Origin of the sequence: Micromonospora sp. WMMD754, assembly GCF_049315235.1 — a bacterium.
Lineage (GTDB): Bacteria > Actinomycetota > Actinomycetes > Mycobacteriales > Micromonosporaceae > Micromonospora > Micromonospora sediminicola.
In genome coordinates, this window is sequence record NZ_CP186058.1 from 736,371 (window position 1) to 749,643 (window position 13,273).

Sequence of the window (13,273 nt, forward strand, 5' to 3'; positions counted from 1 at the left end):
GGCTCAGTCGCCCAGCTTGTGCAGGTCCAGCCGGCCGCGGGCGAACGCGTCCACCCGACCCCACCGGCCCGGGATGTCCAGCACCTCGATCCGGCCCATGCCCACCGGCAGCCGCGGGTCCACCGCCAGGTGCCCCTCGTGCGGCTCCAGCCCGAGCATCGTCCGGATCAGCAGCAGCGGCGCCCCGGTCGACCAGGCCTGCGGGCTGCACGCGGTCGGATACTCCACCGGGAACTTGGTCAGGTCCCGCTGGTAGCCGCCGAACGCCTCCGGCAACCGGCCGTCGAAGTAGGTGGCCGCGTCCAGGATGCCGTTGGCGACGGTGGCCGCCTCCTCGGCGAAGCCGTACCGGCGCAGGCCCCACGCCACGAACGAGTTGTCGAACGGCCAGATCGTGCCGTTGTGGTAGCCGATCGGGTTGTAGCGGACCTCGCCCTCGGCCAGCGTCCGCACGCCCCAACCCGACCAGAGCCGGGGCCCCACCAGGTGCTCGGCGAGCATCGGCGCCCGTTCGTCGTCGACGATCCCGCTCCACAGCAGGTGGCCGATGTTGGAGCTGAGCACGTCGCACTGGCGCCCCTCCGGGTCCAGGGCGAGCGCGTAGAAGCCGCCGTCCTCGACCCACCAGTCGCGGTTGAACCGCGCCTTCAGCTCCGCCGCCTCCCGCTCCAACTGGTCGGCGTACGCGGGGTCGCCCCAGAACTCCCGGGCCATCCGGGCGGCGCGCATCTTCGCGTCGTACGCGTAGCCCTGCACCTCGCAGGAGGCGCGCGGGAACGGCGGCAGCGTGCCGTCGGCGTACGAGATGGAGTCCCAGGAGTCCTTCCAGCACTGGTTCTCCAGGCCGGTGTCGGTGTTGCGCCGCTCGTACCAGATGTAGCCGTTGCCGATCAGGTCGGCGTAGTCGTCGATCCACTTCAGCGCGGCGCGGCACTCCCGTTCCAGCTCCCGGACCAGCGCGACGTCGCCGCTCCACTTCTCGTACTCGTCGAGCAGCACCACGAACAACGGGGTGGCGTCGACCGAGCCGTAGTAGGGCGAGTGCGGCTGCTCCTCGAACGCGGCGGTCTCGCCGTACCGCATCTCGTGCAGGATCCGGCCCGGGTCCTCGTCCCGGAAGTCGTCGAACCGGGTGCCCTGCAACGCGGCGAGGATGCGCAGCGTGGTCTTCGACATCTCCGGTGCGAACGGCAGCACCTGGAGGCAGGTGAGGATGCTGTCCCGGCCGAACATGGTCATGAACCAGGGCAGGCCGGCGGCGGGCAGCGTCTGCCCGCCGAGCGACAGCGGCGAGAAGCGCAGCGCCGCGAGGTCGACCAGGCTCCGCCGGTAGGTGGCCGCGACCCGTCCGTGCTCGCTGTTCACCTTCGGCGCCCGGTCGATCCACTCCTCCAGGTCGTGCTGGAGCGCGAGCCGCTCGGTGCCGTGCGCGCGCAGCCCCATCCGCAGGTCCCGACCGCCCGGACCGATGGCGAACGTCTGCACGTCGATGAGGACGTCCCACTGCTCGTTCGGCTCCAGGTGGATGCTCCAGGCGAAGCCCTTGCGGTCGTAGCGGGCCGGCTGGTTCGCCGAGACCACCGTCTCCCGCTTGAAGTTGCCGCGCCGGTAGCCCAGGCGCAGCCGGTCGGACTCCGCCTCGGAGTACAGCTCGCCCTTCTTGTTCAGGATCTCGTCCTTGACCTGGAACAGGTCGGCGAAGTCGGAGCCGGCGTCCATCCGGATCTCCAGGTCGACCGGCTTCTCGTCGTGGTTGAGGATGGTCACCGTCTCCCGGAAGCTGCCGCCCACCACCCGCTCCCGGATGATCGACAACTTGGCGTCGACGTAGTGCGTGGCCATTCCCGGCACCAGGAAGAACCGGGCCTCGTAGTACTGCAGGTCGTCGTAGGACAGCGCGTTGAGCCGCTCGCCGTTGACCGTCAGCACCCACTTGGAGAGGTAGCGGGTGTCGAGCGAGAAGAGGCCGGTCGGCTCGCTCGGCGTGGCCTCGATGTCACCGGTGTCCTCGGAGACCACGAAGGTGTTGCCGTCCAGGATCCGGACGGTGTTGGTCCCGGGCATCAGGCGGCCCTCCTCTGGAACGTGTGGTGCGGCCCCCGGGAGTTCGGCGGACCGGGGAAGACCCGTTCGACCTGGAGCACCAGCCGCAGGTCACCCATGACGGTCATGTCGCCCCGCAGCAGCGCGGCGACGGCGTTCTCCTCGCCGCCGACCAGGTCGGCGAAGAGCCGGGGCTCGGTGCCGACCACGGTGTCCGCCTCGCCGTCCTCCTGCCGCACGCGCAGGTTGCCCCGATCGATCTCCAGCAGCCAGTGCGTGGTCTGCGCACCCTCGTGCAGGTCGAACCGGAGCGTCCCGGACGTCTTGACCAGCAGGGGTTCGAACCCCCGCCGGTCCAGGTCCTCGAAGAATCTCGTCGTCACGTCCACCATCCGGCCGACTCCTCCCGCGCTCCCGGCCTCCTCCGTCCGAGCACGGGTCCCCGCCGGGTGGCGGGTCAACCTCGCCCGTTCCGGGTGAGGCGACGGTCGGCGCACGCGAGACGCCGGCCCCCGAACCGGGAGCCGGCGTCAGCGCGTGCGTCGGTCAGTTGTTGGGGTCGTCGGCGCTGATGTCCGCGAGCACCGACTGGGGTTCCCGCTCCACCGCCAGGTCACCCATCGAGATCAGGCCGACCAGCCGCCCGTCGTCGATCACCGGGAGCCGCCGGACCGCGTAGGTGCGCATCAGGTCGGCGGCGGCCACCGCGTCGTCGTACTGGCTCACCGTCACCACGTCCTTGCTGGTGATCTGGTTGAGCGTGGTGGAGCTGGGGTTCATGTCCTCGGCGACGCCCCGGACCGTGATGTCCCGGTCCGTGACGATGCCGATCACGTTGTCGCCGTCGGTCACCACCACGTCGCCGATGGCGCTGTCGCGCATCTCCTGCGCCGCGGCGGTGAGCGTGTCGTTGCCGTCCATCGTCACCAACCGGGTCGTCATGAACTCTCCGACCGTTGTCATGGTGCTCCCCTCTCGGTGTCGGCACCGCCGTCTACCCGCCGCCCGAGGCGGGGTAACGCGGGCCGCTTCACCGCCGGTGCCGCAGCCGCCGGAGCAGGTCGTAGGAGCCGTTGCTGGACAGCCCGTAGAAGAGCGGCAGCAGCAGGAGCACCACCAGCGCCACCGGCACGCTCACCCACCACCCCACCCCGCCGGCGATCGCGTACGCGGCGACGCCGAGCGCCGCCCGGATCCGTTCGGCCGCGAAGAACCGGGCGGTCACGCCCGCCTGCAGCAGCTCCCGGTGCCGGCTCAGGTAGTGGTAGAGCCAGAGCCAGGCCGCCGAGAGGACGACGCCGACGACCGCGTACGCGGCGACCGCGACCCGCTCGTCGAAGGTGTCACCCTTCTCCACCGCGCGGGAGACGAGCGCGGTGACGAAGGGCAGCAGCGCCACGCTGAACAGCACCCCGAGGTTGGCCCAGTGCAGGCCCCGGTCGGCGCAGCGGACCCGGTGGAACGTCCCCTTGTGGTTCAGCCAGTTCACGGCCACGTACAGGTAGGACGTGACGTAGGCGAGGTAGACCGGCCACTGGTCGAGCAGCGCGTGCAGCATCCCGCCCGGCGCCGACTCGGGCACGCGCAGGTCGAGCACCAGCAGGGTGATGACGATGGCGAAGACCGCGTCGCTGAAGCCGATCGCCCGGGCCGTGTCCGAGCGCAGCCCGGCCTCGATCTCGACCTCGTCGACGTCCCCCGGGTCCCGTCCGGCCGCCATGGTTCCTCCCGCCCGCCGGCGTGGTTCGCCGACGACCGGGCCCGCATACCCGCTGCGGGGGCGTCCGTGCGGTCACGGACGCCCCCGCAACGATTCGACGCTCCGGCGCCGAGCCGGCTCAGCGTTCGGCGGCGACCAGCTCGGCGAGCTGCACGGCGTTGAGCGCCGCGCCCTTGCGCAGGTTGTCGTTGGCGCAGAACAGCGCGAGCCCGTGCGCGACGGTCTCGTCGACCCGGATCCGGCCGACGTAGGTCGGGTCCTGGCCGGCCGCCTCCAGCGGCGTGGGCACGTCGCGCAGCGCCACCCCGGGCGCGCCGTCGAGCAGCTCCCGGGCGCGGGCCGGGTCGATCGGCCGGGCGAACCGGGCGTTGATCTGCAACGAGTGACCGGTGAAGACGGGCACCCGCACGCAGGTGCCGGAGACCTTCAGCCCCGGGATCTCCAGGATCTTGCGGCTCTCGTTGCGCAGCTTCTGCTCCTCGTCGGTCTCGTCGGAGCCGTCGTCGACGATCGAGCCGGCCAGCGGGAGCACGTTGAACGCGATCGGGGCGGCGAACGAGCGCGGCGTCGGGAACGGCACCGCCGAACCGTCGAAGGCGAGCGCGCTCGCGTCCTCGGCCACCTTGCGGACCTGCTCGTCCAGCTCGGCCACGCCGGCCAGGCCGGCGCCGGAGACCGCCTGGTAGGTGGCGACGACCAGGCTGACCAGCTCGGCCTCGGCGTGCAGCGGGCGCAGCACCGGCATCGCGGCCATCGTGGTGCAGTTCGGGTTCGCCACGATGCCCCTGGGCCGGTCGGCGAGGGCGTGCGGGTTGACCTCGGCGACCACCAGCGGCACCTCGGGGTCCATCCGGAACGCGGAGGAGTTGTCGATGACCACCGCGCCGGCCTCGGCGACCCGGGGGGCCAGCTCCTTCGCCGTGCCCTTGCCCGCCGAGAAGAGCACGATGTCCAGCCCGCGGTAGTCCGCGGTGGCCGCGTCCTCGACGGTCACCTCGCCGTCGCGCCAGGGCAGGGTGCGCCCGGCCGACCGGGCCGAGGCGAACAGCCGCACCTGCTCCGCCGGGAACTCGCGCTCCGCCAGCACCTGCCGCATGACGCCACCGACCTGGCCGGTGGCTCCCACAATGCCGATCCTCATGCCCGCGAGGCTACCCAGCCGGGCGGGGCGGGCGGGAAGCCTTTCCCAGCGCGCGGGCCGGGGCGACGGGAATCACACGTGCCGCCGCCCCGCCCGGTCAGCCGTGGTCGACCACGTCACCGAGGCCGGCGGCCACCAACTCGTCCCGGATCACCGCAGCGTCCCCCTCGACCACCAGCGTCAACGACTCCGGGTGCAGGTGCGCGGCGGCGGCAGCGGACACCTCCTCGACGGTCGCCGCGAGCAGCGCCTCGCGCAACCGCGCGTGGTAGTCGTCCGGCAGGTCGTGCACCACCAGCGTGGTCAGCGCCGAGGCGATGGCCCGCGGGCTCTGCAACTCGACCGAGAGCTGGCCGGCCCGCCACGAGCGGGCCACCTCCAGCTCCTCCTCGGTCACCCCGGTCAGCTGGGTACGCGAGACCTCGCCCACCGACTCGACCAACGCCGGCGCGGTCACCGCGGTCTGCACGCCGGAGGTGACCGCGAACCGGCCGAACCGCCGGGACGAGGCGAAGTCGCCCCGGATCCCGTACGTGTAGCCGCGCACCTCGCGGATCAGGTGGTTGAGCCGGGAGGTGAACGCGCCGCCGAGCACGGTGCCGGCCAGTGTCATCGGCACGTGGTCGGGGTGGGCGCGGTGCGGGGACGGGTGACCGAGCCGCAGCGTGGACTGCACCGAGCCGGGCCGGTCGACCAGGATGACCCGTCGCCGGCCGGCGAGCGTCGTCTCGATCGGGCCGCCCCGGTCGACCGGACCGCCGCCCGTGCCGGCGAACGCGGTCGCGCCCAGCGCGTCCAGGTCGATCCGCTCCAGGTCACCGGCGACGATCAGGGTGCCGGGACGGATGAACCACTCGGAGTGGAAGACGGTCACGTCGTCCGCCTCCAGCGCGGCCACGCTCTCCGGGTCGCCGTAGAGCGGGCGGCCCCACCGGTTGTCGGCGCCGAAGAGGTCGGCACGCAGCACCGCGTCGGCGCGCGGGCCGGGGTTGGCCCAGTCCATCCGCAGCGCGGTCGCCTCGTCGTCGCGGACCCGCAGCACGTCGGTCGGGTCCAGCCGGGGCGTGCGGACCGCCTCGGCGAGCAGCTCCACCGCGGCGCTCAGCCGGTCGACCGGCACCTGCACGCTCACCTGGAACGAGTCCCAGTCGAGGCCGGCCACCAGCTCGGTGCCCAGCGCCTCGATGGCCAGCGCGTAGGCGGTGGCGTCGCGCTGCGCGGTGCCCTCCTCCAGCGCCTTGGCCAGCACCGCGCCGAGCCCCTCCTTGCCGACCGGCTCGCGGCCCGCGCCGCCGTCGAGCAGCAGCAGCGCGACCGCGAGCGTCTGCCCGGGCAGGTGCGCGGCGACCACCTGACCGCCGGCCACCGTCCGCCGGACCACCTGCGGGAACCGGTAGGCGCGGGCGGCGCCGGGGCCGGGACGGGTGGCGATCAGCGTCATGAGGTCTCCTCGGGCAGGTAGGTCAGGATCACCCGGTCGTCGGCGCCGAGCAGCGCGGCGGCCTGCTCGGCGATCTGCTCGGCGGTGACGGCGAGCCAGCCGGGCAGCCGGTCGGCGGCCCGGGCCGGGTCGCCGAACTGGGTGGCGTAGCGGCCGAGCGTGTCGGCGCGACCGTCGACCGTGGACATCTGCCGCCACCACATGGTGCTCAGCAGCGCCTTGGCGCGGTCCAGCTCGGCGGCGGTCACCGGCACGGTGGCCAGCTCGTCCACCACCTCGGCGAGCCCGTCGCGCAGCCGCTCGGCGGTCACGCCGGGCCGGGCGGTGGCGGTGGCGATCAGCGGCGCGGGGGCGTGCGCCAGGTCCACCCCGTACGCGCCGACCAGGTCCGGCTGGGCGATCCGTTCGCCGTCGGCGAGCCGCTGGTAGAGCCGGCTGCCCCGGCCGCTGCCCAGCACGGTGGCGAGCACGGTGGTCACGTCGTACCCCGGGTCACCGAACGGGTGGGTGCGGTGCGCGAGGTAGACGCGGGGGGCGGGCACGTCGGCGGTGACCGTCTCCACCGCCGGCGTGCCGGTGGCGGGCACGGTGCGCCCGTCCGGGGCGGCCGGGATGTCGGAGCGCGCGGCGAGGCCGCCGAAGTATTTGTCGGCCAGCGCGAACACCTCGGCCGCGGTGGTGTCGCCGACCACCGTCAGCACCGCGTTGTTCGGCGCGTAGTAGGTGCTGTGGAACGCCTGGAACGTGGCCAGGTCGGCGGCGTTCAGGTCGGCCATCGACCCGATGGTGGCGTGGTGGTAGGGGTGGCCGGGCGGATAGAGCAGCGGCAGCAGCCGCAGCCAGGCGTCGCCGTAGGGGACGTTCTCGTAGCGTTGCCGCCGCTCGTTCTTGACCACGTCGCGCTGGTTGTCCAGCGTCTCCTGGGTCAGCGCCGGCACCAGGCCGCCCATCCGGTCGGCCTCCAGCCAGAGCGCCAGTTCCAGGTGCTCGGCGGGGACGGTCTCGAAGTAGTTGGTCCGGTCCGGGTTGGTGGTCGCGTTCAGCGATCCGCCCGCGCCCTGGATCAGCTTCATGTGCTCGGTCTTCGCCACGTTCACCGAGCCCTCGAACATCAGGTGCTCGAAGAGGTGGGCGAAGCCGGTCTGGCCCGCCGGTTCGTGGCGCGAACCCACGTCGTACCAGAGGTTGACGGCCACGGCCGGGGCGGTGCGGTCCTCGCTCACCACCACACGCAGGCCGTTGTCCAGTCGGGTCGTCTCGATCGGCCAGGGGTAACCGCTGTCGGGCATGGCACGACGCTATCCGATCCCGGGGGCGGAAAGGTGACGCGCGGGGAGCATCGTCGCCGCGCGCCGGGGTACCCGAGCGCCATGGTCACCCCCGTACCGTCCGCCGTCGAGCGGGCCGCCGCCGCGCTGGCCCGCCTGCGGCACGCCCGGCTGCTGCATCCCGCCGGCCGCACCTTCGCCGCCGAGGTGCTGATCTGGGGTACGTCGGGACCGCCGACCGGGGTGCCGCTGCTGGACCGGCCGGGCCGGTGGCCGGCCACGGTCCGCCTCTCCAAGGGGGTGCCGACGCCGGGCGGCTGGCCGGACGTGCTGGGCGTGGCGGTCCGCCTGCACCGGGATCCGGAGCCGCCGGTGGACCTGCTGGTCAGCTCCAGCGGCGCCGCGCCGGTGCTGCGGAACCTGCCGCTGCCCCGGCGGCGCTTCACCGGGACGTACACGTCGATCATGCCGTTCCGCGCCGGCGCGCGGCGGCTGTTCCTCGCCGCGCTGGCCGACCCGGACTCGCCCGACCTGGGTCGCTCCCTGGCCGGGGTCGACGCGGCGGTGGCCGCGGACGAGCCCCGGCTGGTGCTCGCGGTGGCCTCGGCGGTGGGCCCGTGGCGACCGTTCGGCGAGGTACGCCTCGACGGGCGGCGCGGCGCCCCGGAGGACGCCGCGCTCGCCTTCGACCCGGTCGGCAACGTGCCGCCCGGCCTGCGCCTGGCCGGTCCGTTGGCCCGGCTGCGGGACGCCGGCTACCGGGGGTCGCGTCGGGGCCGGGGCGTCGGGCTCAGTCGGGGGGCTCGATCGGGGTGACGGTCTCCTCGGAGGTGCGGTGCTCCAGCACCGTGTCGGGGGCGGCGTTCCGGTCCTCCTCGCGCAGGTCCGACTCGGCGAGGATCGCGTCGGCCTGGGCCTCCGCGTCGTCGCTGCCCACCGCCGCCTCCTCCGGCAGCAGGTGGGCTCGGGACTCGATCCGGTCCTGGTCGCTCTGGTCGTGGCTCATGGTCGTTCCATACCCCGCGTTCCGCTCTGCGGAACGGAGCGGGACTTCCCGGTCGCGTCGGGTAGGCTGGCCGACGTGACGCGGTCGTATCGATGGTTTAGGCAGCCGGCTGGAGGAGCCGGTGACTCGACCATGGGCTGACGTCACCACCTCTTCGAGCCGGCCGGGCAGGGATTCTTTTCCCTGCCCTTTCGTATGCGAGCAGCCGGCTCGATCCCCCGGACCCGGCACGGGGGCACGGTCGGCGGAAGGAATCCCCACCGTGACCACGTCCCAGGACGCCCATCGGGTCATCGACCAGCGCATCGACCGTGTGGTGCCGCTGACCACCCCGGCCCTGCTGCACCACGACCTGCCGCTGGACACCCCGCTGGCCGAGGCCGTCGTGGCCGGCCGGCGTGCCGTCGGCCGGGTGCTGGACCGCGACGACGACCGGTTGCTCGTCGTCGTCGGCCCCTGTTCCGTGCACGACCCGGCCGCCGCCCTGGAGTACGCGGGACGGCTGCGCGAGGCCGCCGACCGGGTCGCCGACGACCTGCTGGTGGTGATGCGGGTCTACTTCGAGAAGCCGCGCTCGACGGTGGGCTGGAAGGGCCTGATCAACGACCCGGCGCTGGACGGCTCGGGCGACGTGAACACGGGTCTGCGGACCGCGCGGGCGCTCCTGCTCGACGTGCTCCGGCTGGGCCTGCCGGTGGGGTGCGAGTTCCTCGACCCGATCACCCCGCAGTACATCGCCGACACCGTGGCCTGGGGGGCGATCGGCGCCCGGACCGTGGAGAGCCAGGTCCACCGGCAGCTCGCCTCCGGCCTGTCCATGCCGATCGGCATGAAGAACCGGCCCGACGGCAGCATCGCCACCGCGGTCGACGCGATCCGCGCCGCCGGCGTGCCGCACGTCTTCCCCGGCATCGACGTCTCCGGCACCCCGGCGATCATGCACACCCGGGGCAACGCCGACGGTCACCTGGTGCTGCGCGGCGGGGGCGGCCGGCCCAACTACGACGCGGAGTCGGTGGCCGGGGCGCTGGACCTGCTGCGCGCGGCCGGCCTGCCCGAGCGGGTCGTGGTCGACGCCAGCCACGCCAACAGCGGCAAGGACCACCGCAACCAGCCGGTGGTGGCCGCCGACGTGGCGGCGCAGCTCGCCGCCGGGCAGCGCGGGATCGTGGGCATCATGCTGGAGAGCTTCCTGCTCCCCGGCCGGCAGGACCTGGACCCGACGCGGGAGCTGGAGTACGGCCGGTCGATCACCGATGCCTGCATCGGCTGGGACACCACCGGCGAGGTCCTGGACCACCTGGCCCAGGCCGTCCGGGCGCGCCGCGCCACGCTCCCGACCCCGGCCTAGGCGGGGTTGGGGGAGTTTGACCGGTTCGGGGCCGGGTAGGTGGTCGGCGTGACCGATGACGCGCCCGTGACCGAGCAGCCGGACACCAGGCCGCTCGACGACCTGCTCGACGACCTCTACCGCGGTCAGGAACGGATCACCCAGGCGGACATCTACCGCCGGGCGGTGGCCGCCGAGCTCCCGGCCGAGCTGCTCACCCGGATCGCCGCGCTCCCCCAGGGCGAGTACGCGGTCGACGAGGCGGCCGAACTGCTGGGCGGCACGGTCGCCTGAACACCCGCCCGACCGAGAGGACCCGACATGACCGACCGCGAGCCCGAGCACGAGCACCTGGCGGCGCTCGGCCAGCCCCCGGAGGGCATGGACACGCTGCCGGAGCCGGACTTCGCCAACGAGCACGACCGCACGGCGGTGGACCGGGACATCATCACCGGGGCGGACGAGGACGAGCGCGAGCCGGAGACCTCGCGCGGCTGGGCCGGCGAGGACCACGGCACCACCCCCACCTGATCTTCGGCACGACGACGGGGCCGGCGCACTCGCGCCGGCCCCGTTCCCGTCGTGCTCACTTCTCGTGGTGCCCGCCCTCGGCGGCCTGCTGGGCCACCGCGTAGCCCATCTGGAGGAAGTCGGAGGCGGCCACCGCGGTCAGCGCGGTGGCGACCAGCCGGGTCAGCCGGGGCGCCAGCACCAGGCCGCCGGTGAGCCCGGTGGCCACCCAGACCGCCAGGCAGAACGGGCAGCTGACCAGCTCGCCGAGCGCGTGCCGGGTGGGGCTGCCCTCGTCCCGGACCTGCTCCATCACCTCGCCGCTGCCGATCGGGTGGTCGTAGCGGGTGAACGGCGCCCGCAGCGGGCTGGTGATCGCGTCCTTGGACAGCAGCCGGCTCAGCTTGTGCGTGGCGACCGAGAGCAGCACCACGTCGCCGGGCGAGGGCCGCTCCGGCACCGGCCGGCCGGTCGCCCGGACCAGACCGACCAGCGCCGCGGTCACCCCGGCGTAGGTGCCCATCGCCTTCAGGTAGCCCTCCAGCGGTCGGTGCTCGTGCGGCGCGTACGCCTGGCGCAGGCGCGCCACCTTCTGCTTCAGGCCACTCCCGGTCAACCCGGCCTCCCTCTCGTGCGTCGTGCGGGCCGGGCTCAGCCGGCGGTCAGGTTGTCGGCCACCTCGCGGTCGAGGTTGGCCAGGATCTCGTCGGCCAGGGCGTGGTCGGGACCGGCCAGGTCCAGGCGTACCCGGGCGCCGCCGGCGTCGGCCGGCTCCACGTCGATCTCCGCGGACCAGTCGGCGGCGCTCCACCGGGCCCGCATGTCCTCGGCGTCCACCACCTCCACCTGGCAGTCGCCGGAGCGGCGCAGCTCCTCCGGCAACCAGGCGGAGGAGCGGTCCGGGTCGGTCGCGGTGTTGAACACCACCTCGGGCGGCGCGGACATGCCGCGCTCGGCGTGGCTGGCCATCAGGCGTCCCGCAGTCGGCTCGGGTCGACCTCCCGGCCCGGGTGCCGGGCCAGGTACTCGGTCTCCAGCTCGGCGGTCCGGCGCAGGTGGTTGGCGAGGGCGGAGTCGGTGGCGTGCCGCAGCGTGTCCAGCCGGGTGCGGTGCAGGCTCTGCATCTCCCGGATCAGGTCCTCGTCGCCCAGCTCGGCGGGGTCCACCCCGAGCAGCTCACCGTCGCCGGCCCCGGTGGTGCGGGCGTGGTCGCCGTCCCACTCGGTGACCCGCTGCTCCGGGCTGGCGTCCCGGCGTACCGATTCGGTCATCGTCGCCCCCTCGTCTCGTTCGGGCTGGCGACTAGACGGATGCCCAGCGCGGCTGCCACCAAACCCGGGGCACCTACGACGCCGCGTCGGAGACGGCCGGCGGCCCCGGTACCCTCGATGGCATGGAGCGGCTCTGGACACCGGCGTGGATCGTCCGCCACGTGGCCATGGTCGTGCTGGTGGTGGGCTTCCTCGGGCTGGGCTGGTGGCAGGTGACCCGGGCCGCCCAGGGCAACGCGCTGAGCTTCGGCTACGCGATCGAGTGGCCGGTCTTCGCCGGTTTCGTGGTCTTCGTCTGGTGGCGTGAGGTGCGGCACGCGCTGCGCGCCGCGCCCGGGCCGCCGGCCGCGCCGCCGCCGTCGGCGGCCGCCGACCCGGAGCCGGTCACCACCACCCCGGCGGTACGCCGGCCGGTGCGCGCCGTCCGGGTGCCGGCGGCGCCGCTCGACGGGGCGGACGACGGCGAACTGGCCGCCTACAACCGCTACCTTTCCTGGTTGAACGCGAATCCGGGCGCCCGGCCCGGCGACTATCCCGGCTGAGGCCGGTGCGGAAGGACGGACGACGGTGGGCGGAGCCCTTACCCGGTACCGCGTGATCGCCTGGATCGTGGGCGTGGCGCTGGTGGTGCTGGTCCTGATCGGCATGCCGCTGAAGTACGGCTTCGACAACCCGAGCGTGGTGGCCGTGGTCGGCGTCGCGCACGGCTGGCTCTACATGCTCTACCTGGCGCTCACCTTCGACCTGTCCCGCCGGGCCGACTGGCCGTTGAAGCGGATGCTGCTGGTGATGCTCGCCGGCACCGTGCCGTTCGTCTCGTTCTACGCGGAACGGCGGGTGAGCCACTGGGTGGCCGCCGGGAACCAGCCCCGCACCCCGGAGCCGGTCGCCGGCTGACCCCCGGACCGCCGCGCCGGCTCAGCGCGCCGGCCGCCACGGCGCGGCGGCGGGCGGGTCGGTCCAGCCACCGAGGCGCGCGCCCTCGCGGGCCCGGCGCAGCGCGCGGGTCACCTGGCCGAACTGCCGCTCGTCGTCGCTGCTGAACAGCAGCACCTCGGCACCCCGGATCCGCCCCCACAGCTCGTGTGCGGGCGGGCGCCAGCGGTCGCCGAGCAGCACCAGCAGCAGCGGCAGCAGTCCCACCGCGCCGAGCGTCAGGTACGCCCCGGCGGTGAGCCGCTCCAGGCCGCCGGTGAAGCCGAGCAGCAGACCGACCGCGGCGATCAGCGCGGCGGAGACGGCGACCGCCCGCACGGCGAGCCGGTCGTGCGGGCCGCGGGTGGTCCAGAGCTGGGTGATCTCGGTCACCGCCCAGCTGTTGCGGCCGACGGTGAAACGCTCGGCGGTGACGACGATGCCGGGTCGGGCGTAGAGCAGCGTGGGCGCGGTCGCGTGCGGCGACCGGGGCGGGCGGGCGGAGGAGCGATCGGTCTGCACGGCGGCCTCCCGGGGTCGCGGATCCCGTGGTGGGGATTCCCGGTTCCGCGCTTCATTGTGTGGCGGACACGCCACCCGACCTCGGGTTTTCGCCCGCCCGGCCGGT

General features: G+C 73.8%; 18 protein-coding genes. 6 read left to right on the top strand and 12 right to left on the bottom strand.

Annotation, left to right across the window (positions count from 1 at the left end; translation table 11 throughout):
• Positions 1–3: 3 nt before the first annotated feature.
• The 7 genes from ACN27B_RS03455 to ACN27B_RS03485 form a co-directional block, all read right to left on the bottom strand.
• Positions 4–2,064 (bottom strand): glycogen debranching N-terminal domain-containing protein, encoded by a 2,061-nt coding sequence (locus ACN27B_RS03455; protein ID WP_422743466.1) that lies wholly within the window; start codon positions 2,062–2,064, stop codon positions 4–6.
• On the bottom strand, positions 2,064–2,435 hold the full coding sequence (locus tag ACN27B_RS03460) for an SCP2 sterol-binding domain-containing protein (RefSeq protein ID WP_422743468.1): 372 nt from the start codon (positions 2,433–2,435) through the stop codon (positions 2,064–2,066). Before ACN27B_RS03460 ends, ACN27B_RS03455 begins: the two co-directional genes overlap by 1 nt.
• A 154-nt stretch (positions 2,436–2,589) precedes the next feature.
• Positions 2,590–3,006, bottom strand: coding sequence for a CBS domain-containing protein (locus ACN27B_RS03465; protein ID WP_091571557.1), 417 nt, complete (start codon positions 3,004–3,006; stop codon positions 2,590–2,592).
• Positions 3,007–3,073: 67 nt separating this feature from the next.
• On the bottom strand, positions 3,074–3,763 hold the full coding sequence (locus tag ACN27B_RS03470; RefSeq protein ID WP_099163928.1) for a TMEM175 family protein: 690 nt from the start codon (positions 3,761–3,763) through the stop codon (positions 3,074–3,076).
• Positions 3,764–3,881: 118 nt separating this feature from the next.
• The gene (locus ACN27B_RS03475; RefSeq protein WP_099163927.1) at positions 3,882–4,904 is read right to left on the bottom strand and encodes an aspartate-semialdehyde dehydrogenase; all 1,023 of its coding nucleotides are present in this window, start codon (positions 4,902–4,904) and stop codon (positions 3,882–3,884) included.
• A 97-nt stretch (positions 4,905–5,001) separates the two neighbouring features.
• A complete protein-coding gene (locus ACN27B_RS03480) occupies positions 5,002–6,345 on the bottom strand; it encodes a M16 family metallopeptidase (protein WP_099163926.1) in 1,344 nt (447 codons plus the stop codon).
• The gene (locus tag ACN27B_RS03485; protein WP_355525167.1) at positions 6,342–7,634 is read right to left on the bottom strand and encodes a M16 family metallopeptidase; all 1,293 of its coding nucleotides are present in this window, start codon (positions 7,632–7,634) and stop codon (positions 6,342–6,344) included. The genes ACN27B_RS03480 and ACN27B_RS03485 overlap by 4 nt, the downstream gene beginning before the upstream one ends.
• A gap of 81 nt (positions 7,635–7,715) precedes the next feature.
• On the opposite strand from ACN27B_RS03485, the gene ACN27B_RS03490 reads away from it, so the two are divergent.
• On the top strand, positions 7,716–8,429 hold the full coding sequence (locus ACN27B_RS03490; RefSeq protein WP_422743472.1) for a phosphodiesterase: 714 nt from the start codon (positions 7,716–7,718) through the stop codon (positions 8,427–8,429).
• Here the strand turns inward: ACN27B_RS03490 and ACN27B_RS03495 are convergent.
• Entirely contained in the window at positions 8,404–8,619 is a 216-nt protein-coding gene (locus ACN27B_RS03495; protein ID WP_099163923.1) for a hypothetical protein, read from the bottom strand. The two genes, ACN27B_RS03490 and ACN27B_RS03495, sit on opposite strands and share 26 nt — an antisense overlap.
• A 253-nt stretch (positions 8,620–8,872) precedes the next feature.
• Between ACN27B_RS03495 and ACN27B_RS03500 the strand changes: the two genes are divergently transcribed.
• Genes ACN27B_RS03500 through ACN27B_RS03510 form a run of 3 tightly spaced genes read left to right on the top strand, consistent with a single transcriptional unit; the run spans position 8,873 to position 10,480 of the window.
• Positions 8,873–9,970 carry a 3-deoxy-7-phosphoheptulonate synthase gene (locus tag ACN27B_RS03500; RefSeq protein ID WP_099163922.1) on the top strand — a complete coding sequence of 366 codons (1,098 nt, stop codon included), beginning with the start codon at positions 8,873–8,875 and terminating at the stop codon, positions 9,968–9,970.
• Between the two features lie 39 nt (positions 9,971–10,009).
• Positions 10,010–10,243 (top strand): hypothetical protein, encoded by a 234-nt coding sequence (locus ACN27B_RS03505; RefSeq protein ID WP_369700212.1) that lies wholly within the window; start codon positions 10,010–10,012, stop codon positions 10,241–10,243.
• Positions 10,244–10,270: 27 nt separating this feature from the next.
• Positions 10,271–10,480, top strand: coding sequence for a hypothetical protein (locus ACN27B_RS03510; RefSeq protein ID WP_091571527.1), 210 nt, complete (start codon positions 10,271–10,273; stop codon positions 10,478–10,480).
• Positions 10,481–10,535: 55 nt separating this feature from the next.
• On the opposite strand, the gene ACN27B_RS03515 is transcribed toward ACN27B_RS03510, so the two are convergent.
• From ACN27B_RS03515 to ACN27B_RS03525, 3 genes are read right to left on the bottom strand one after another with little or no spacing between them, the layout of a single operon-like run.
• Positions 10,536–11,075: a DUF1360 domain-containing protein gene (locus ACN27B_RS03515; protein ID WP_091571524.1), complete on the bottom strand. Its 540-nt coding sequence runs from the start codon at positions 11,073–11,075 to the stop codon at positions 10,536–10,538.
• A gap of 35 nt (positions 11,076–11,110) precedes the next feature.
• Positions 11,111–11,428, bottom strand: coding sequence for a hypothetical protein (locus ACN27B_RS03520; RefSeq protein ID WP_091571520.1), 318 nt, complete (start codon positions 11,426–11,428; stop codon positions 11,111–11,113).
• On the bottom strand, positions 11,428–11,730 hold the full coding sequence (locus ACN27B_RS03525; protein WP_098747077.1) for a DUF6158 family protein: 303 nt from the start codon (positions 11,728–11,730) through the stop codon (positions 11,428–11,430). Before ACN27B_RS03525 ends, ACN27B_RS03520 begins: the two co-directional genes overlap by 1 nt.
• A gap of 122 nt (positions 11,731–11,852) precedes the next feature.
• Here ACN27B_RS03525 and ACN27B_RS03530 point away from each other — a divergent pair, with 122 nt between their 5' ends.
• Both ACN27B_RS03530 and ACN27B_RS03535 read left to right on the top strand, forming a co-directional pair.
• The gene (locus tag ACN27B_RS03530) at positions 11,853–12,272 is read left to right on the top strand and encodes a hypothetical protein (protein WP_422743475.1); all 420 of its coding nucleotides are present in this window, start codon (positions 11,853–11,855) and stop codon (positions 12,270–12,272) included.
• Positions 12,273–12,297: 25 nt separating this feature from the next.
• Positions 12,298–12,627, top strand: a complete 330-nt coding sequence (locus ACN27B_RS03535) for a DUF3817 domain-containing protein (protein WP_355525148.1) — start codon at positions 12,298–12,300, stop codon at positions 12,625–12,627.
• 21 nt (positions 12,628–12,648) lie between these two features.
• On the opposite strand, the gene ACN27B_RS03540 is transcribed toward ACN27B_RS03535, so the two are convergent.
• Positions 12,649–13,167 (bottom strand): DUF6232 family protein, encoded by a 519-nt coding sequence (locus tag ACN27B_RS03540; RefSeq protein ID WP_091571507.1) that lies wholly within the window; start codon positions 13,165–13,167, stop codon positions 12,649–12,651.
• Between the last annotated feature and the right edge of the window lie 106 nt (positions 13,168–13,273).

What these genes read in the sequence shown, in the direction of transcription:
- ACN27B_RS03455 (WP_422743466.1), bottom strand. Translation starts at nt 2,064, where the DNA reads ATGCCCGGGACCAACACCGTCCGGATCCTGGACGGCAACACCTTCGTG.
- ACN27B_RS03460 (WP_422743468.1), bottom strand. Translation starts at nt 2,435, where the DNA reads ATGGTGGACGTGACGACGAGATTCTTCGAGGACCTGGACCGGCGGGGG.
- ACN27B_RS03465 (WP_091571557.1), bottom strand. Translation starts at nt 3,006, where the DNA reads ATGACAACGGTCGGAGAGTTCATGACGACCCGGTTGGTGACGATGGAC.
- ACN27B_RS03470 (WP_099163928.1), bottom strand. Translation starts at nt 3,763, where the DNA reads ATGGCGGCCGGACGGGACCCGGGGGACGTCGACGAGGTCGAGATCGAG.
- ACN27B_RS03475 (WP_099163927.1), bottom strand. Translation starts at nt 4,904, where the DNA reads ATGAGGATCGGCATTGTGGGAGCCACCGGCCAGGTCGGTGGCGTCATG.
- ACN27B_RS03480 (WP_099163926.1), bottom strand. Translation starts at nt 6,345, where the DNA reads ATGACGCTGATCGCCACCCGTCCCGGCCCCGGCGCCGCCCGCGCCTAC.
- ACN27B_RS03485 (WP_355525167.1), bottom strand. Translation starts at nt 7,634, where the DNA reads ATGCCCGACAGCGGTTACCCCTGGCCGATCGAGACGACCCGACTGGAC.
- ACN27B_RS03490 (WP_422743472.1), top strand. Translation starts at nt 7,716, where the DNA reads ATGGTCACCCCCGTACCGTCCGCCGTCGAGCGGGCCGCCGCCGCGCTG.
- ACN27B_RS03495 (WP_099163923.1), bottom strand. Translation starts at nt 8,619, where the DNA reads ATGAGCCACGACCAGAGCGACCAGGACCGGATCGAGTCCCGAGCCCAC.
- ACN27B_RS03510 (WP_091571527.1), top strand. Translation starts at nt 10,271, where the DNA reads ATGACCGACCGCGAGCCCGAGCACGAGCACCTGGCGGCGCTCGGCCAG.
- ACN27B_RS03520 (WP_091571520.1), bottom strand. Translation starts at nt 11,428, where the DNA reads ATGGCCAGCCACGCCGAGCGCGGCATGTCCGCGCCGCCCGAGGTGGTG.
- ACN27B_RS03525 (WP_098747077.1), bottom strand. Translation starts at nt 11,730, where the DNA reads ATGACCGAATCGGTACGCCGGGACGCCAGCCCGGAGCAGCGGGTCACC.
- ACN27B_RS03530 (WP_422743475.1), top strand. Translation starts at nt 11,853, where the DNA reads ATGGAGCGGCTCTGGACACCGGCGTGGATCGTCCGCCACGTGGCCATG.